This window comes from Olivibacter sp. SDN3, from assembly GCF_014334135.1.
Lineage (GTDB): Bacteria > Bacteroidota > Bacteroidia > Sphingobacteriales > Sphingobacteriaceae > Olivibacter.
Genome location: NZ_CP060497.1, coordinates 2,697,287 through 2,716,054 on the forward strand (window position 1 = coordinate 2,697,287; position 18,768 = coordinate 2,716,054).

Annotated in this window: 12 protein-coding genes; 6 read left to right on the forward strand and 6 right to left on the reverse strand. The window is 40.4% G+C overall.

Features of this window, described 5'->3' with window-relative positions:
* Positions 1 to 65: 65 nt before the first annotated feature.
* Positions 66 to 1,139 (forward strand): Gfo/Idh/MocA family protein, encoded by a 1,074-nt coding sequence (locus tag H8S90_RS11130; RefSeq protein WP_187342598.1) that lies wholly within the window; start codon positions 66 to 68, stop codon positions 1,137 to 1,139.
* Positions 1,140 to 1,177: 38 nt separating this feature from the next.
* Here the strand turns inward: H8S90_RS11130 and H8S90_RS11135 are convergent, their stop codons facing one another.
* Entirely contained in the window at positions 1,178 to 1,903 is a 726-nt protein-coding gene (locus H8S90_RS11135) for a response regulator transcription factor (protein WP_187342599.1), read from the reverse strand.
* 87 nt (positions 1,904 to 1,990) lie between these two features.
* Positions 1,991 to 3,421: a sensor histidine kinase KdpD gene (locus H8S90_RS11140; RefSeq protein WP_187342600.1), complete on the reverse strand. Its 1,431-nt coding sequence runs from the start codon at positions 3,419 to 3,421 to the stop codon at positions 1,991 to 1,993.
* 413 nt (positions 3,422 to 3,834) lie between these two features.
* Here H8S90_RS11140 and H8S90_RS11145 point away from each other — a divergent pair, with 413 nt between their 5' ends.
* From H8S90_RS11145 to H8S90_RS11165, 5 genes are all read left to right on the forward strand, one after another.
* Positions 3,835 to 6,861: a SusC/RagA family TonB-linked outer membrane protein gene (locus tag H8S90_RS11145; RefSeq protein ID WP_187342601.1), complete on the forward strand. Its 3,027-nt coding sequence runs from the start codon at positions 3,835 to 3,837 to the stop codon at positions 6,859 to 6,861.
* Between the two features lie 63 nt (positions 6,862 to 6,924).
* A complete protein-coding gene (locus H8S90_RS11150; protein ID WP_187342602.1) occupies positions 6,925 to 8,556 on the forward strand; it encodes a RagB/SusD family nutrient uptake outer membrane protein in 1,632 nt (543 codons plus the stop codon).
* 51 nt (positions 8,557 to 8,607) lie between these two features.
* A complete protein-coding gene (locus H8S90_RS11155; protein WP_187342603.1) occupies positions 8,608 to 10,914 on the forward strand; it encodes a GH92 family glycosyl hydrolase in 2,307 nt (768 codons plus the stop codon).
* 30 nt (positions 10,915 to 10,944) lie between these two features.
* Complete coding sequence (locus H8S90_RS11160) at positions 10,945 to 11,670, forward strand: basic secretory protein-like protein (protein ID WP_187342604.1); 726 nt, start codon at positions 10,945 to 10,947, stop codon at positions 11,668 to 11,670.
* A 112-nt stretch (positions 11,671 to 11,782) separates the two neighbouring features.
* Entirely contained in the window at positions 11,783 to 14,068 is a 2,286-nt protein-coding gene (locus tag H8S90_RS11165; RefSeq protein WP_187342605.1) for a GH92 family glycosyl hydrolase, read from the forward strand.
* A 64-nt stretch (positions 14,069 to 14,132) separates the two neighbouring features.
* On the opposite strand, the gene H8S90_RS11170 is transcribed toward H8S90_RS11165, so the two are convergent.
* The 4 genes from H8S90_RS11170 to H8S90_RS11185 form a co-directional block, all read right to left on the reverse strand.
* Positions 14,133 to 14,387, reverse strand: coding sequence for a hypothetical protein (locus tag H8S90_RS11170; protein ID WP_187342606.1), 255 nt, complete (start codon positions 14,385 to 14,387; stop codon positions 14,133 to 14,135).
* Positions 14,388 to 14,745: 358 nt separating this feature from the next.
* Positions 14,746 to 16,581 carry a glutamine--fructose-6-phosphate transaminase (isomerizing) gene (glmS, locus tag H8S90_RS11175; protein WP_187342607.1) on the reverse strand — a complete coding sequence of 612 codons (1,836 nt, stop codon included), beginning with the start codon at positions 16,579 to 16,581 and terminating at the stop codon, positions 14,746 to 14,748.
* Between the two features lie 257 nt (positions 16,582 to 16,838).
* Complete coding sequence (locus tag H8S90_RS11180; protein WP_187342608.1) at positions 16,839 to 17,594, reverse strand: sugar transferase; 756 nt, start codon at positions 17,592 to 17,594, stop codon at positions 16,839 to 16,841.
* Between the two features lie 244 nt (positions 17,595 to 17,838).
* Entirely contained in the window at positions 17,839 to 18,762 is a 924-nt protein-coding gene (locus H8S90_RS11185; RefSeq protein WP_187342609.1) for a glycosyltransferase family 2 protein, read from the reverse strand.
* Between the last annotated feature and the right edge of the window lie 6 nt (positions 18,763 to 18,768).

The following is an 18,768-nucleotide window of genomic DNA, read 5'->3' on the forward strand; positions in this document are numbered from 1 at the left end:
TGCCTAAAATATGAGGATATTGAGTTTTAATTGCCGTTAGAAAAGGTTTACAAATTATAATGATAATGAAAAATATACGAGTACTTGTAGTGGGTTGTGGTAATATGGGGGCTTCTCATGCGCAGGCCTATCATCAACTGGATGGATTTGAAATTTGCGGTTTAGTTTCCACTGCGCGGAGCAAAGAGTTATTAAATGAAAAGTTGGGTGGTGGTTATACGCTCTATAATGATTATGAGGAGGCATTGGCACTAGCAAATCCGGATGCAGTATGCATTGCTACCTACCCGGATACTCATGAGCTTTTTGCGATTAGAGCCTTTGAAGCCGGCTGTCATGTTTTTATAGAGAAACCTTTAGCAGACACGATTGCTGGAGCCGAAAGAGTTGTTGAAGCGGCTAGGAAGACTGCTAAAAAGCTAGTTGTTGGTTATATTTTAAGGTACCACCCTTCTTGGGAACGTTTTATCGAACTAAGTAAAGGGCTGGGCAAACCATTAGTTATGCGAATGAATTTAAATCAACAAAGTCATGGGAATATGTGGCAGGTGCATCGAAACATAATGAAAAGTTTAAGTCCGATAGTGGACTGCGGCGTTCATTATATTGATGTGATGTGCCAGATGACCGAAGCTAAGCCTTTGCAGGTTAGCGCCATTGGTGCGCGTTTATCTAACGAAATACCTGAGGATAATTATAACTATGGTCAGTTACAGATACGCTTTGAAGATGGTTCAGTTGGATGGTACGAAGCTGGGTGGGGACCTATGATGAGTGAGACGGCTTTCTTTGTCAAAGATGTGATTGGGCCGAAAGGTTCGGTGTCTATAGTTGCCCGGGAGGCTGGGATGTCTGGATATTCCGATAATGTGGAGGCGCATACTAAAACCGAATCGCTACGGGTGCACCACGCATCACTGAATGCTGATAATCGTTTTGTTAAAGCCGATGAGTGGGTGGATCTTGAGGATGAGCCTGATCATCAAGAGCTTTGTAACCGCGAACAACTTTTTTTTCAGCGAGCGATTCAAGATGATCTCGATTTAAGCAAGGCAAATGAAGATGCAGTTAATAGCTTAAGGATTGCTTTCGCCTGTGATGAATCTGTCCGTACAGGACACGTGGTGTACCTAAGCTAGACCATCCATATATTAGTTGGTGGTTTACATTAAGGATGTTAAGTACCAGTATCGGAAGCGTTATTAATGTTGAAAATAAAGCCTATTCCATAAACGTTTTCGATACTGATTTTTGAAGAGTTGGCCGTCGCTTTTCGCAATCGAGATATGAAAACGTCTAAGCTTCTGCCCATGAAATAGTCGTTTTCACCCCAGAGATTGAGTAGAATATCTTCTCTTCTGAGTATCCGGTTTTTATTCAGGTAAAGATATTCCAATAACTCGGCTTCCCGCTGCGTAAGTGCGATTTCTGTTTGATCTGCAAAGGAGAGCCTAAGCAATTCTTTCTGAAATAAAATATCGCCGATTTGTATACCGCTTGGTTGATCAGTAGCTTCGATGTCAAGCGTAGTCCCGCCATGTCTTTTGATAATGTTTTTTATGCGCAACACTAGCTCGTCAATGTCAAAAGGTTTATTGATATAATCGTCGGCACCGATTCTCAAACCTTGTAAGCGGTCTTTTTTTTCATTTCTGGCGGTTAAAAATAAAAAGGCTTGGTTTGGATTCTTCCCGATAACTTTTTCTGCCAGCGCGAATCCATCATAATCGGGTAGTTGTACATCGATAAGCAATAATTCAAAATTTGGATCATTTAGATAGGCGTCATAGGCCATATGGGCGGTGTTGCACCATAAGACCTCAAAACCCATGAAAGCCAGATACTGTTTAATTACATTGCCTAAATCTTGCTCGTCTTCTACAAAAAGTAATTTGTGTTTCATGATAAAACTTTAATTATACCATATTATCCCTACAATCTAGCTTTTGGTTAATTGGTTGGTGTCAAATGCTTTCAAGGACACTCAATATTAGCATGGGATAAAGATACGGAATTCTGTACCTAAACCTTGTTCACTTTGTATGTTAATCTCCCATCCATGGGCTTCTATAGTTTGCTTGACGTAAAATAGACCCAATCCTAAACCAGAGGTTTTAAGCTTATTTTTCCCTCGATAAAATTTATCAAAAATGCGCGACTTGATTGTTTCGGGCATTCCTATACCATTGTCTTTAATAGCTATGATAAAATTTTCACCTTCTTTGCCAACTGTTATAGAAATCTTTTTAGCGGATGAGAGATTATATTTAATAGCGTTATCCAGTATATTGTTGAGCATCGTTGTGAAAAGAAATCTATTTAACAATATCTGTTTATCTTGACCAAGTGGAACAAACTGAATCTTTGCTTCGTGTATTGTTTTTAGTTGATAATCGTTCACCGTCTCTTCCAAAAGTAGATTTAAATTGTGGTATTCTTTTTCAAGATTTTTTTTGTTCAACGATGTGATATCCAATACTTGGTTGATAAGTGTTTGTAATCTGATTGCCTGGCGTTTTATGATAGTGGCCAAAGGCTGAACATTTTTTCTGTCTGCAATGATTTCCTGGTTTTCCAGGTTTTTATTGGCGACGAGAATGGTCGCAATAGGGGTATTGAACTCATGGGTAATGCTATTTAGGAAGTCGGATTTCATGTCCGTTAATTTTTTCTGTTTAAGCCAATTCCGGTAGGTTAAATAATATATGGTGATTACAAATAATATAGAAAAAAGTGAGAGTAAAAAAGTGGGGAGCATCTCTTTGAAAATACTTAGAATGCGATTGTCTTTATCAGCATACAGGACAAAGCGAATCTCGTAAGAATGGTCGGAAGGCGTACTTACACTTAAACCGGCGACGAGATTTTGTCTATCGATGTTTTGGAGTGTGCCATCAATGATTATACCTTTTTCTGTTTGAATCTCTTGCTCAATAAGCGGATAGGCCGTTTCTTGAGCATGATATAATGAGATGTAGTTGATACCGTCAAAGGTAATGCTGATGTTTTCAATCATCAAACGGTATTTCATATCCGGTTCAAGCTGATTTTCATGAATAATCTGTATAAATACACTGTCCATATTGCTTTGGCACCTTAATTCCCTGAAAATGCTATCGCAAACGTGTAAACCCATGATTTCAAAAGAGCGGATATCATGCTCATGCAATTTTTCGAGACTAGGCATATTGCGATAAATAAAATCGTCTATTATTTTTTGCCCGCCGGGAAAAACCTTGTCGTTACGAATACTTAGGTTATAGGCATCATTGATTAACTGCTTCTCTTTAAGGTTGTATTGGTTGTTTTTTAGCTCATAGGTGTTGTAGATTAATTTGGCTTGTACATAAAGTAAAATAATTAAGCTTAAGATACTGATAATTTGATACCTCTTAAATGGGGATTTAGTGAATTTGTCCATTTTTTGGTGGTTAAAATTTATCTCGGTTTACAATTCATTAACATTCTGTTGTGAATTGGTTGACAACTATCTATTTCAATTATAAATAGTTTTACCGGCAGTAATCGACCTGGGCGTAAGTGAGTGCTGTTAGTCGTAAACCATTGAAAACTTATACTAATCTGATTGGGCTTAAAGATAAATTTTTTATTCTATAACTAAAATGTTTTAGTGGTGAAAATCATTGGATAAAATGGTATACAAGTGTTAAAATTGGATATGAACAAAGTATCGTTTAAAGTTCACCTTTAATGAATCCGCTGTTTTGGAACTTTTGACCTCATACGGTTGCATATTTTACGACCACTATTTACAAAAGAAATATTGATCAAACCAATCATCATTAATATATGGATAATTTCAATTTAAACAGGATGAGTAGCATTGACCTTATAAAAGAGGTCAGAGGGTGCTGTTTTATCAAACTGCGGCTTATATTATTAAGCTGTTTTTTTATTTCTCAGATCTCGGTACTTGCTGTTCAACAAAATGCTCAGCAAACGGTTCGCGGAACGGTTGTAAGTGCTGAAGACGGAAAGCCACTTCCCGGTGTGACGGTTAGGGTGAAAGGTGCGTCAAGCGGACAACAAACAAATGCTGACGGAATTTTTGAAATTCAGGCTACTGCGAATGCCGTGTTAGAGTTTTCGTATATAGGTTATCTTAAGAAGGAAGAGCCTGTTGGCAATCGTTTAAATGTGGATGTCTCACTGGACCCAGACATTCAAACACTCGACGCCGTGACCGTTGAGGTGGGTTACGGAACATTAAAACAACGGGAAGTAACCTCTGCTGTAGCACATGTGGATACCGCTCATTTTAGGCAGAGTGGGGCCCGTAACCCTTTAGATTTAATCCAGGGAAAAGTTGCTGGTTTACAAGTAACCCGTACAGGAGGTTCGAATCCCAATACTGGTCCTGCGGTACAACTTAGGGGTGTCGTTTCCGTGACGGGTTCTGCCAGTCCGCTATACGTAATAGATGGGATCCCGGGAGGAAATATGGATTTGCTGCAGCAGGATGATATCCTTTCAATTGACGTGTTAAAGGACGGTTCGGGTGCCGCAATTTATGGCTCTACAGCGAATGCAGGTGTTATACTGGTTACTACAAAAAAGGGTAAAGCAGGTGCACCCACATTCACCTATAACAATTATGTTAGGAAGGAATATTTGAATAACATGGTAGATGTTCTTTCTCCACAGGAATTTAGGGGCAGAATTGCTTCCGGTGATATTATTCAGGAAGATTTCGGTAGCAGCACGGATTTTTATAATGACATCGTCAATCGCGATAACATCTCCCATAACCACAATTTTGCTATGAGTGGAGGAACAAATAAAACGAATTACCGGGCAAGTTTAAATTACCGAAATCTGCAGGGAATCGGTCTGGAAAATGAAAGACAGGAGTACGGTGCCCGTCTAAACATCAACCAACGCGGGTTCGACGATCGTCTAAATGTTCAACTGAATTTGGCAACCAACTTTAATAATGCGAACCGCTTAGGTGGTGGAGGATGGGAGAGTGAAGCTTTCAAAAATCCAACGCTTTCCAATTTTAATCCTGATGGCAGTTATCGGTTTGATTTGTTGAGTACGAACGAGTATGCGCGATTAATGCAGGAAACCAATTTGAGAAAACAGCAAACGACTTCTGCTGATGTTAAAGCGGATATTGATATCGTGAAAGGACTGAAAGGTTCTGTTTTTGGATCACTTCAACGGAATTTTTGGGTAGATAGTCAGTATGCACCACAAGGCAGTGAAGGCTCTTTGGAAAATACAGACTATCCCGGTGGGGCCTATGCGGCGAAAAGTGATCGCTTAGAGCAATCATACGCGTTTGAACCGACTTTACAATATAATACCACTATAAATAACGACCATAGTTTAACGGCCATTGCTGGTTATAGTTATCGATATTATATAGATGAAGGAATGGACGCGTCTAACAGAGGCTTTATTAATGACCTATTTGAGGAAAATAACTTAGGTACCGGTACAGCACTAATTGACGGAAAAGCGGGGATGGGAAGCTTTAAGAATGATAATACCCTCATCGCCTTCTTCGGAAGATTGAATTATACGTTCGGCGACAAATACATGGCACAATTTATACTTCGTAGGGAGGGATCTTCTCGTTTTGGGGATAATAACAAGTGGGGGAACTTTCCAGCAGTATCCGCTGGGTGGAATGTCTCCGAAGAATCCTTCATGGATAATGTTAATTTTGTGGATTACTTAAAACTTCGTATAGGTTATGGAGAAACCGGAAATTCCGGCTTTGCCAATAATGCTTCCCGGGTAACTTTAGGTGGTGGTGGCCGATACTTATATCCTGATGGTTTTTATAGGGAAACGTATGGACCGACCCGAAACCCAAATCCTAACTTACGCTGGGAAACGAAAAGGGAAATAAACCTGGGTTTAGATTTCACTTTATTTAACAGTAAACTTAATGGTAGTATCGATGCGTTCGATAGAACGACCAAGGATTTATTGGATACGTATGTCTCACCCCAGCCACCTTTCATTCAATCGAGCATTTATACCAATGTAGGAAGCATCTCTTCTAAAGGACTTGAATTGGCCTTGAGTTACCAGGCGATAGATCGCGGTAATTTTTCCTGGTCAGTAGATTTGGCCGCAAGCACAACCAAAAATGTATTGGACAGCTATTCCAATGATGTATACGTCGTAGAATATAAAACTTTTGGCTCGATAGGTGGCGCGGGAGCTCTTGGTGATGCTTTCCGCACTTATGAAGGTGAACGGGTAGGCGAATTTTGGGGTAAACGCTTTGCAGGTTTTACGGATGATGGAAAATGGTTATTCTATAACCGTAACGGCGAGGCTGTTTCCAATGACCAGATTAATTACTCCACCGATAGGAATCTCACAGATCTGGCGCCGATCGGAAATGCTGTTCCGAAATATTACCTGTCTATCACCAACAATTTTACGTATAAACAATGGGATTTCCGTTTATTCATGCGTGGGAAATTTGCGTACGATGTGTTGAATACGGCAGCTTTAACCTATGGAAATAAGGTGTGGAGCGGCAATTTACTTAGAGAGGCCTTCGGGAAATATGCAGAAATTGATGATACCTATATGTATTCTGATTATTATCTGGAAAGTGGTAGCCATTGGAAGATTGATGAGGTGACTTTGGGTTACACATTTAAGCTACCCACCAAGTTGGTGCGAAATTTAAGGATTTATGCTACCGGACAGAACTTAGCAACCATCACAGGATATTCTGGAAACGATCCAGATTTTATTTCTGACACCGGCTTAGGAAATGAAGACGGTAATGGCCGCGCACTCGGAATTGATAATCGGGGTGCGTATCCAAGTACGCGCAGCTTTTTGATGGGCGTAAACCTGATCTTTTAGTAAGAAAAGTTTTATAGGAATCTTTTAACAATTAAAAAGGTTAAAAATTAAAGAAATTTTCAAATGAAGAATACATATTTTAAGGTCGTAATCCTAATCGTGACAACCATGTTGGGTTGTACCAATCTGGATGAGAATGCATATGACCAAATGCTCACAGAAAACTTTTATAATAATCGGAATGAGGTGATTTCAGCTGTTTTAAGGCCTTATACCCACGCAAATGCTTGGGTTACACCCTCTGGACAGGATGGTTGGTGGCGGCCGGCAGAACTTTCCGGAGATCAACTGGCTTGGCCAACTAAAGGAAGGCATGGAGAAGACGGTGGAAAATGGAAGCGTTTACATTATCATACTTGGACTGTTGATGAAGGGGGATTGAATAATGCTTGGTCGTTAATGTACTGGGGCATGGGGCTGTGTAATGATCCTATTGAGAATCTGGAAGCTAGGGATGTTGATAAAATGGGGATAACGGAAGAAGAGAAGGCTGCATTTATTGCTGAATTAAAGCTACTTAGGGCTTTTCACTACCTTAAACTGATGGATCTGTTTGGCAATATACCTATTGTAACGCAGGTAGGCGAACCGGCTCAGCCTGAGACCGTACCGAGAGCGGAGGTGTTTAATTTTATTGAAAGTGAAATATTGGAGAATATCGAAAGTGTACCAGTTTTGTCGCGACCTATGTTGGGTAGAATGTCCAAAGCAGGCGCTTATGCTATGCTGGTCGAACTATACCTAAATGCAGAAGTGTGGACGGGCACTGCGCGTTGGGACGACTGTATTGCAGCAGCAGACCAATTGATTAATGGTGCTGGTGGTGGCCAAAATGGGGCAATGGCCTTGGACCCCGATATTGTCAGCCAGTTCAACAGCACCAACGATCAATCGAAGGAAGTTATATTTTCGATTGCATACGATTATACCACTGCAAATTTCGAACCCCGTTTTCCCTTGGAGTTTTACCATTTTATACAAAGGGAGATCTATGGAGGGGGAAGAAACGGGAATAATGGAATAGTGCTGGTTCCCGGAGTTTATGGTTCGTTTTCAGCTGATGACCTGCGAAAAACGGAATGGTTACTGGAGGGTGACATGGTGAATTTTGAAACCGGTGAGCCAGTTATCGGGACAGAGGAATATCGCGAAAGACCGTTAGTATTTGTAGACAATATTCGGCGAAACAGAGCGAATTCAACCGTATCCAATATGAGCGAAGGAGAAGAGAACAGCGGGATACGGTTTAATAAATATAAACTCGGAAATCAGGTGAGGGGTTTTGACGGTACGCCAGAGGATCCAAACTATAATAATACTGATTGGAATATTTATCGGTTGACATGGGTTTATTTTGCTAAAGCAGAGGCTATTATGCGAAAAAATGGAGGGACAGCCACGCAGGAAGTGGTGGAATTGATAAACGAATGTCGGAAAAGGGCTTTCAGCGAAGAAGATTGGACAACAAATGCTTATACCGTTGCAACATTAACGATGGACGAGTTTTTAGCGGAGAGGGGGAGAGAATTTATTTTTGAAGGTTTTAGAAGGAATGACTTGATACGTTTCGGTAAATTTACTACGGAGGAGTGGTGGGATCATACACCTAGCGATCCTTCAAAAGAACTGTTCCCCATCCCGCAAAGGCAAAGGGACTTAAACCCAAATTTAGCACAAAATCCAGGTTATAACTAAAATGTTTTAGTATTTTATTATCTTTAAAAATTTAACAAAACAATCAATTTGATGAATCGTAAAGCGAAGCAGGCATATGTATGGTTGGCACTAGTTGCCACTTTATTTGGCGGACAGGTAAATGCGCACAGTATGGAAGAAGAAAAGGATCCGGTGGACTACGTAAATCCACTCATGGGTACAGATTCCAAACCCTCTTTATCTAATGGTAATACCTATCCAGCAGTTGGATTGCCTTGGGGCATGAATTTGTGGACACCCCAAACGGGCAAAAACGGCAATGGTTGGCAATATACTTACGGTGCAGATAAAATACGTGGAATAAAGCAAACACACCAACCCTCTCCATGGATGAACGATTATGGACAGTTTTCTATTATGCCAGTCAGCGGGAAAAGTGTCTTTAATGAAGAAGAACGTGCAAGCTGGTTTTCACACAAAGCCGAAGTAAGTAAACCTCACTACTATAGCGTTTATTTGGCTGATCACGACGTTACTGCGGAGATCACACCAACGGAAAGGGCAGCGATCATGCGTTTCTCTTTTGCAAAAACGGACAGTGCTTTTGTGGTATTGGATGCTTTCGACAGGGGTTCCGAAGTGACGATTATCCCTGAGAAGAATATGATCACTGGCTATTCTTCCCGTTATAGCAGAGGCGACCTCAAGAACTTCCGAAATTACTTTGTGATTGTTTTTGATAAGCCGTTCAGCAACTATGCTACCTGGTCTGATTCTACGAAGCATAGCGGTCAAGTCAGCATAAGCGCTGATCATGTAGGTGCTATCGTCGGTTTTTCCGTTAATGGGAAAGCTGATCCTGTACAAGCCAGAATTGCGTCTTCCTTTATCAGTGTAGAACAGGCTGAATTAAACCTGAAAGAATTAGGAAGTGATTCTTTTGAAGAAGTTGCGAAAAAGGGCCGCGAAAACTGGAACGAGAAGCTGGGCAGACTAAAAGTAGAAGGTGGTACGATTGATGAGAAAAGGACTTTTTACTCTTGTCTTTACCGCACCTTGTTTTTCCCCAATAAACTATATGAGATTAACGCTCAGGAAGAAATTGTGCACTACAGCCCTTATGCAGGAGAGGTCTTACCGGGCTATATGTTTGCGGGAACAGGTTTTTGGGACACCTTTCGGGCACTTTATCCATTCTTGAACCTGATGTACCCATCCATTAATAAAGAAATGCAGGAAGGGTTGATCAATGATTATAAAGAAGGTGGGTTTTTGCCGGAATGGAGCAGTCCGGGCTATGCCGACATTATGGTTGGAAACAATTCGGCTTCAGTGGTGGCTGATGCTTATATTAAAGGATTAAGGGGTTACGATATCGAAAAACTATATGAAGCATTATTGCATGGTGCGAATAACGAAGGACCAGTGAGTGCTGTGGGACGGAAAGGCGTGGCTTATTATAATAAGTTGGGTTATGTGCCCTATGATGTCGGAATCAATGAAAATGCCGCACGTACACTGGAATATGCCTACGATGATTTTACGATCTATCAATTAGCAAAAGCGTTGAAAAGGCCAAAAAAGGAAATCGCCCTCTATGAAAAAAGAAGCCAGAATTATCGACATTTATTCGATCCCGAAACTAAATTGATGCGCGGTAAAAATGAAGATGGAACCTTTCAAAGTCCATTTAACCCTTTAAAATGGGGTGATGCGTTCACAGAAGGCAATAGCTGGCACTACTCTTGGAGCGTTTTTCACGATGTACAGGGCTTGATCGATCTTATGGGTGGGCAAAAAACCTTCGTGAACATGTTGGATTCCGTCTTTGCACAACCGCCGTTATTTGACGAAAGCTATTATCGGGGAGTGATCCATGAAATTCGTGAAATGCAGATTGCCAATATGGGGCAGTACGCACACGGCAACCAACCCATTCAACACATGATTTACCTCTATAATTATGCAGGTGAGCCTTGGAAAACACAATATTGGACAAGAGAAGTGATGAACAGGATGTACGCCGCGACACCTGATGGTTACTGCGGTGATGAAGACAATGGTCAAACTTCTGCTTGGTACGTTTTTTCTGCCTTAGGTTTTTATCCGGTATGCCCAGCAACGGATCAATATGTGATTGGCGCGCCGTTATTTAAAAAAGTAACCCTGCAATTGGAAAATGGAAAGCAGTTTGTCATCGATGCGCAAAATAATAGTGCCGCCAATCGTTATATCGGTAAAGCCTCATTGAATAATAACACATTGGAGGAAAATTGGATCGGTCATCAAACGATTTTAGACGGTGGAAATTTGCGCTTTGAAATGGATAGTGAGGCCAATACGGCTAGAGGAACTGATGCCAAAGCATTTCCTTATTCGTATTCTAATGAAAAGTAAACTAGCATAAATATGATTAGCAATTCCATTATGATAAAAAGAGTATTTCGATACGCTACGATTTTCGTGCTATCATTTTTATTTTCACGTTATGCTGAGGCGCAAGATCGTTGGAATCGGATAGATAAGGATTTGAAAGCGGCAGTAGCGGTGGATACCATTAAACAAGGCAAATACACCCTGGTTTTTATCGATAAGTCAAGCGATTTTAATCAGCAAGTTAAGGAGAAACTAATTGAAACCTTCTTTATAAATTATCCTAAAGAAGCCAAGATTTATAATAAGAAAACTACCAGAAATGTAATTTTCGTTATAGACCCTGAATACACAGGTGTAGCCGCGGCGGGTGGAGGAATTGTACGTTTTAATCCTGAATGGTTTAAAAAGAACCCGGGCGATATTGATGTTGTAACACACGAAGTGATGCATTTGGTACAAAGCTATCCTGAGGGGGCAGGGCCAGGTTGGATTACCGAAGGGATTGCAGACTATGTGCGGTATACTTTGGGAATTGATAATGCCGGCGCAAATTGGAAACTTACCGATTTCGATAGTAAACAATCTTACGAGAACGCTTATCGCATTACCGCACGTTTCTTCTATTGGATGGAAACAACTAAGAAAAAGGGAATAATTAAAAAATTAGATGCCGCTATGCGCAATAAAGAATATACGGAAACTTTTTGGCAAGAACATTTAGGAAAAAATGTAGATGAGCTTTGGGAAGAGTATGCAGAAAATCCCGTGATTGGTTAACAAATAAAATATTTAAACATGGAAGGTAGCCCTATTTTTACTGGTTGATTCGGTAAAGATAATGGCTACCTTAGCTATATAAAAGTGTTTATTTTTAAAATGAAATATTTGCATGATGAGAATTAAGATTTTACTGTTAATTGTTTTGTTTCCAATGACAATGTTGGCACAAGAGCCCTCTCTGGTGAAATATGTGAAGCCCATTATAGGAACTGCAAAAATGGGACATACTTTTCCGGGTGCCACTGTGCCTTTTGGCGCGGTGCAGTTGAGTCCTGATACTGATACTATTCCTTATGCAGTAAACGGTAAATATAATGGAGATGTGTATAAATACTGTGCTGGTTATCAGTATGATGACCCTACTATTGTTGGCTTTAGTCATACGCATTTTAGTGGGACGGGTCACTCAGATTTGGGCGATTTTTTAATCATGCCGACGGTAGGTGAATTACAGATGAATCCGGGTACGGCTGATAGTCCTGAAAGTGGTTATCGTTCTACCTATAGTCATGCCAATGAGGTTGCAGAAGCAAACTATTATAAAGTTAAGCTTGATGAACCTGGTGTGCTAGCTGAACTCACTACCAGTACTCGTGTCGGTTTTCATCAGTATACGTTTCCCCAGTCGGAACAGTCACACATCATTTTGGATTTGATGGCTGGGATCTATAATTATGAAGATAAAAATGTATGGACGGTAGTACGCGTTGTCAACGATACGTTAATTACCGGATATCGGCAAACAAACGGTTGGGCACGTACGCGCACGGTTTATTTCGCCATGCGCTTTTCTAAACCATTTAAGGAATATGGTACACAGAAAAATGACCCCGTGTCTGTTTACAGAGGATTTTGGGGTAAATTCAAACAGGAAGAGAATTTCCCGGATATAGCTGGGAGAGATTTGCGTATGCATTTTGATTTTGACACGGAAGAAGATGAACAGGTAAAAATCAAATTTGCGATCAGCCCTGTCAGTATGCAAGGAGCACTAGCGAATATGCAAGAAGAAATTCCTCATTGGAATTTTGAGCAGACAAAACAGGCAGGACAAGCACTTTGGGAAAAAGAGTTGCAGCGTATTCAGATAGATGTACCTAAAGAGGAAGACAAAATTAATTTTTATACGGCTATGTATCATGCTGCATTGATGCCTACAGTTTATATGGATGTTGATGGGCGATATAAAGGGCTGGATTATGAGGTCCATCAGGCAGAGGGATTTACAAACTATACCTCTTTTTCATTGTGGGATACCTTTCGTGCTTTTCATCCTTATCTTAACTTAATTAGTCCATCGCGCAACGCGGATATGGTCGCTTCCATGATGGAACATTATAAACAAAGTGTATTACATATGTTGCCCGTATGGTCACACTATGCAAACGATAATTGGTGCATGAGTGGTTATCATAGTGTTTCTGTGGTGGCAGATGCGATTATTAAAGGTAACTACCAAGGAGATGCAATGGCGGCATTGGAGGCGTGTGTAGCAACTGCAAATGCAAGAGACTATGAAGGTATTGGCTCCTATATTGATAAAGGATATATTCCTGCGGAAGTATCTGGAACTTCAGTGTCTAACACGCTGGAGTATGCATACGATGATTGGTGTATTGCCCAATTGGCACAGAAGCTTGGGCGTACCGATGTTTACGATGCTTTTATTAAACGATCGGAAAATTGGAAGAATGTGTACGACAACAGTATAGGCTTTATGCGGCCCAAAATGGAGGACGGTAGTTTTAAGAAGGAATTTGATGTGCTGGAAACACACGGTCAGGGGTTTATTGAGGGTAACTCCTGGAACTTTAGCTTATATGTACCGCACGATCCGGAAGGTATGATGCAACATATGGGAGGAAAAAAGAGATTGTCGCGTTATTTGGATTCACTGTTTAGTATGCATTTACCTGATGAATTTTTTGCAAATACCGAAGATATTACAAGAGAAGGAATTATAGGGAATTATGTACATGGCAATGAGCCATCTCACCATGTAGCTTATCTATATAATATAACCGGCGAACCCTGGAAAACTCAAGAAAAGGTACGGATGATTTTAAAGGATCAGTATCATAACGGTGCTGATGGCTTAGGAGGAAATGATGATTGTGGGCAGATGAGCGCTTGGTATATTTTTAGTTCCTTGGGTTTCTACCCTGTTGCTCCTGCTTCTGATGAGTATTGGATAGGTAGCCCGGCTGTACAACAGGCAAAAATAACTTTGGAAAATGGTAAAAGTTTTTCAGTGAAAGCAGTTAATCAATCTGATGAGAATGTTTATGTTGAAAGGGTTGTCTTGAATGGTAAGGAAATAAAATCTTGGCGGCTAAAACATGCGGATATCGCGGATGGCGGCGAGTTAGTGTTTCACATGCGTAAAAAACGTTAGACGCCTTTTGCTATAACCTGTAAAAGTAACAGGAGCAATTCCCCTGTTACTTTTACATTTGTTGTTAAACCCCATCATCTATCTCAATTACGAGGCCTTCACTTGAATAGAAACTAAAATTATTGATAATCTCTTCTATACCGATTATCTCTCGATCGCTAAGGGCAGTTATGGAAGCATCGTCCATTAATTCACCGGTTATAGGTTCTTTACTTGGAATAAAAACCAATTGATTTCCATCCTTCGCGCTAGCGATAAGTGTGCTAAAGCCATCTGCTAGCAGCTTTTCTAATAAGGTGAGCGTGATCGGTTCGTTCATATATTTGATAATTTGTCTTATCGCTTAACAAGGGAGTGTAATAAAGTGTTTTTATTGCTAAAGCATTTTTGGATGCACTGTGGGTTCGACCTGATAAATGATAATAAGGATGTGATATTTGTGCTGAAATATTCGTTTGGGTGTGAATAAAGAAATGATAGAAAAAAAAATTTGAAAAATTTTCATCAAAATAAAAAATAAATTGTAGATTTATCAAAAAATTTATAAACTTAATCTAATCGACGTTTTTCATGTGTGAATAGTCTAAGCACAAATAGTACCCGTTGGTGGTTCTACGGGTACTTGTGCTAGACGCTAGTAGTGATTCTACCTAGTATAAGCTTGGTTATTAAAATAATTATTCAACCGTTACAGATTTCGCGAGGTTTCTAGGTTGATCAACGTTGCAGCCTCTCATAACTGCTATATGATAGGAAAGTAGTTGTAAGGGGATTGTGGCTAGAAGAGGGGTGAGTGCCTCGGCACAAACGGGTATTTCGATCGTATAGTCGGCAATTTCCCTGATGACTGTGTCGCCTGCTGTAACGATTGCTATGACTTTACCCTTTCGTGCTTTAACTTCTTGAATGTTGCTAATAATCTTCTCGTAAGAAGAATCTTTTGTTGCAATCACTACGATGGGCATTTGCTCATCAATAAGAGCTATAGGACCATGCTTCATTTCTGCCGCTGGATACCCTTCAGCATGTATGTAGGAGATCTCTTTTAATTTAAGTGCTCCTTCTAAGGCAACGGGGAAGTTAATACCCCGTCCCAGAAATAGACAATTCGTGCTGTCTTTAATTTCACCGGCAACGTGCTGAATAAACAGATCATTTTCTAGACACGTAGTAATTAATTTCGGGGTTTCTTGTAATTCCGTCAATAGTGATGTAATTTTAGATAGGGGTAAAGTCCCACGTTTTTTTGCAAAAAACAAAGCAAGGAGCGTTAATGCTGTCACTTGAGCAGTAAAGGCTTTAGTTGACGCTACGCCGATTTCAGGGCCGGCATGTGTGTACATCCCAGCATGAGAAAGTCGTGGGATAGAAGCGCCCACAACATTGCAGATGCCTAGTATTGTAGCCCCTGCTTCTTTTGCTAATTCTATCGCAGCCATGGTATCTGCTGTTTCTCCAGACTGAGAAATAGCTAACACAATATCTTCCTCATGTATTATTGGATTTCTATACCTGAATTCGGAAGCGTATTCAACTTCTACCGGAATACGGGCATATTCTTCAATAAGATATTCTCCAACTAGGCCAGCGTGCCATGAAGTGCCACAAGACACAATGATGATGCGCTTTGCCTGAGAAAGTTTAGAGGCGTACTCGCTCAGCCCTCCAAGGTTTATTCCAGCATCTTCTGCATGGATGCGGCCTCTCAGACAATTGGCAATGGAACGGGGCTGTTCATAAATTTCTTTCAGCATGAAGTGTTCATACCCCCCTTTTTCTAGTGCTTCTAATTCAAGCTCTAACTCTTGTATATAAGGCGTAAGCTCAATGTTTGCTAAATCCCTGATTTCCATCTGTTCACGACTGAGATAAACCAGCACATTATCTTCGGGGTAATAGACTTGCTTAGTATATTCGACAATTGGGGAAGCATCTGAGGCAACAAAATATTCGTTATTGCCAATGCCTATTACCATTGGACTGCCCTTTCTTGCCGCAATTAGTAAATCAGGTTCGTCCTTACACAAGATCACAATGGCGAAAGCTCCGGTGACTTGTGAAAGGGCAACTCTTACTGCCTCTCGTAGATCCGTGGCACCCTCCAATTGAATTTGCTCTACTAATTTGATTAATACTTCTGTATCTGTATCACTTGTAAAGGTATGCCCCTTTTTACTCAACATCTCCTTGATGGCTGCGTAATTTTCAATGATTCCATTATGAACAATAGATAAACTTTGGTTACCTGAAAGGTGGGGGTGCGCATTTTGATCGCTAGGAATGCCATGTGTGGCCCAGCGTGTGTGACCCATTCCTAGTGTCCCATTTTTGTTTGCACTAGTAGCGAAACTTTCCAGCTCGGATACTTTGCCTGTCTTTTTATAAATACTCATTTTACCGTTCATAAGTGCCACTCCAGCGCTGTCATATCCACGGTATTCTAGTCTTTTAAGGCCTTTAATGATAATTTCCCAAGCATTCTGATGTCCTATATAACCCACTATTCCGCACATAAAATTCGTCTTTTTATAAAAATGATTACTTCTGATCTTAGCGCGAGCTAAATTAGAACAAATAAAAGATTTACGCAACCGATTGCGTAGCTTTATTTAAAGCTATTGGGCTTCTTTCGCAATAAATTTAATATGCCCCGGGGGTATACGCTTTGTAGGAGCCTCTTTTTTGGACAGAAAAGCCATAATGAAAAAAAGGGCGCAGATTATTATATCTACGCCCTTTTTTCTGTAACGAGGTCCACGAGGTTGATGATCTATTTTCCTTTCCCCTGTACCATTACTTTAACGGTTTTTAAAATAATGCTCATATCTGAGAAAAAATTTATGCCGTGTAAATATTGTAAATCTAAAAGCATCCGCTCACACATTTCATCCACCGTTTGTGCATAACCGAAATTCACCTGTCCAATAGAGGTAATACCTGGTTTAACCGTTAAAAGATTTTTATAGTTGGGTGCTTTAGCAACGATCTGCTCAATGAAGTGAGCGCGTTCCGGCCGAGGGCCAACAACAGCCATATCTCCCTTAAGCACGTTCCAAAATTGTGGCAGCTCATCTAATCGGGTTTTACGCATAAACTTACCCCAGGGAGTAATACGAGGATCTTCGTCAGAGGCCAATTGCGGACCTGTCTGCTCGGCATCCACTCTCATGCTCCGAAATTTATAAATATAAAATGGCTTCTCATGAAGACCGATTCTTTCTTGCTTGTAAAATACTGGTCCCCTAGATGTTAGTTTTGTTATGCAAGCTAACAATAAAAAAATAGGAAGCCCAATTAACATTACCGTTAACGCGAAGATAACGTCAAAACATCTTTTGAAGAACCTGGTGCTTAAATCTACTGCCTCACCTCTATTGATAAGTATTAGTGGAAAATCAGCGTAGTGAGCAAAATTATGCTCAATTAGGCTTGAAAAAGAGGTCTTAAGCATCACATTGGGAACAACTATTGTTTGTTCACTCATGCCTGAAGCGGACATTTCCTGTATTTGCGAATCTCTTAACATATTTCTTTTTGAATTCTTTTGTTCTATACGTAAATGAAAAATATACGTTAATAATTTTTTCCTAATGCAATGTGAACAATAATGCTGCTCAACGTTGATTGTTATTCATTAAAAGCCAAGAAATATGCCAAGTACTTAAAATAGCGAATAGGATGTTCCTGAAGGCTATTGCGCTTTTTTTTAACTTATTTTTGGTTAGTATTGTGGGGAAATTATTCCACATTTAGGGTAGGCAAATGTTGCATCATGACCTATGTTTTTGCCAATATGCCTTATGCATAGACAACCACTTGTTCCAAGTTATAGGCCACTTTTTATAATACATACCCAGTTTATACCCCAGCCACTTAGCTCCGATGGAAAAGATGGATTTAGGTAGAACAAAGATATTATGTTTTAAAACATATGCCAGCTCAGATTTTACATATTTAAACCCTTCACTATCTGCATGACCAAAATGATCAAAAATCCAAGCATTGGTACGATGAAATACACCGATATCAAAATATCGCCTAAATTCTTCGCCAACGGTATAATCATGCGAATGATAGACCGCCGCTTCTGCAACATACGCCAGTTTCCATCCGTTTAACAGTATCCTGCCGGCGGCAATAACGTCTTCACCTAAAATTGTTCCCGAAGGAAATCCGCCCGCTTGCTCAAAAGCTTCCTTGCTGTAGGCAGCAAAGGAGTTGGAGCAAGAGGCCGTTCTGATACCATATTGAGATGCGTTATCCATGCTTCTAATTTGGGATATAGAAGGGTAATTAAAAAGCCTGGCATGTGCTTCCAATGTTTTAGCCCCTTTGTGCGGAAGCTGTCTGCCATAGGCCACCCCAATGGTAGAGTCGTTGATAAAAGCCTGCACCAGTTTTTCCAGGGCATACTGATCGGCAAGTATGGCGTCTTGCGTTAAAAAAATATAGATATCCGCATCAGGGAATTTGTTGATCACCAATTGACGCGTTCCCCCATGATCGAAGTCTTTCTTATCTATAGTCAAAACCTCAAAACCTGTAAGCTCTTTTGAAGAAAGCGTGCCATCGGTAGATCCAGAATCTACTAACACTTTTTTTGTCGGTTTCAAGCTTTGGCGATTAAGGGCAGCTAAAACCGCTGTCCAAACGGCTCCCGCATTTAACGTGGGGATATAAACAATAGTTCTCATATGCTA

Excerpts from the sequence above, each read along its gene's own strand:
- H8S90_RS11130 (WP_187342598.1), top strand. The coding sequence starts at position 66 with ATGAAAAATATACGAGTACTTGTAGTGGGTTGTGGTAATATGGGGGCT.
- H8S90_RS11135 (WP_187342599.1), bottom strand. The coding sequence starts at position 1,903 with ATGAAACACAAATTACTTTTTGTAGAAGACGAGCAAGATTTAGGCAAT.
- H8S90_RS11140 (WP_187342600.1), bottom strand. The coding sequence starts at position 3,421 with ATGGACAAATTCACTAAATCCCCATTTAAGAGGTATCAAATTATCAGT.
- H8S90_RS11145 (WP_187342601.1), top strand. The coding sequence starts at position 3,835 with ATGAGTAGCATTGACCTTATAAAAGAGGTCAGAGGGTGCTGTTTTATC.
- H8S90_RS11150 (WP_187342602.1), top strand. The coding sequence starts at position 6,925 with ATGAAGAATACATATTTTAAGGTCGTAATCCTAATCGTGACAACCATG.
- H8S90_RS11155 (WP_187342603.1), top strand. The coding sequence starts at position 8,608 with ATGAATCGTAAAGCGAAGCAGGCATATGTATGGTTGGCACTAGTTGCC.
- H8S90_RS11160 (WP_187342604.1), top strand. The coding sequence starts at position 10,945 with ATGATAAAAAGAGTATTTCGATACGCTACGATTTTCGTGCTATCATTT.
- H8S90_RS11165 (WP_187342605.1), top strand. The coding sequence starts at position 11,783 with ATGATGAGAATTAAGATTTTACTGTTAATTGTTTTGTTTCCAATGACA.
- H8S90_RS11170 (WP_187342606.1), bottom strand. The coding sequence starts at position 14,387 with ATGAACGAACCGATCACGCTCACCTTATTAGAAAAGCTGCTAGCAGAT.
- glmS (WP_187342607.1), bottom strand. The coding sequence starts at position 16,581 with ATGTGCGGAATAGTGGGTTATATAGGACATCAGAATGCTTGGGAAATT.
- H8S90_RS11180 (WP_187342608.1), bottom strand. The coding sequence starts at position 17,594 with ATGTTAAGAGATTCGCAAATACAGGAAATGTCCGCTTCAGGCATGAGT.
- H8S90_RS11185 (WP_187342609.1), bottom strand. The coding sequence starts at position 18,762 with ATGAGAACTATTGTTTATATCCCCACGTTAAATGCGGGAGCCGTTTGG.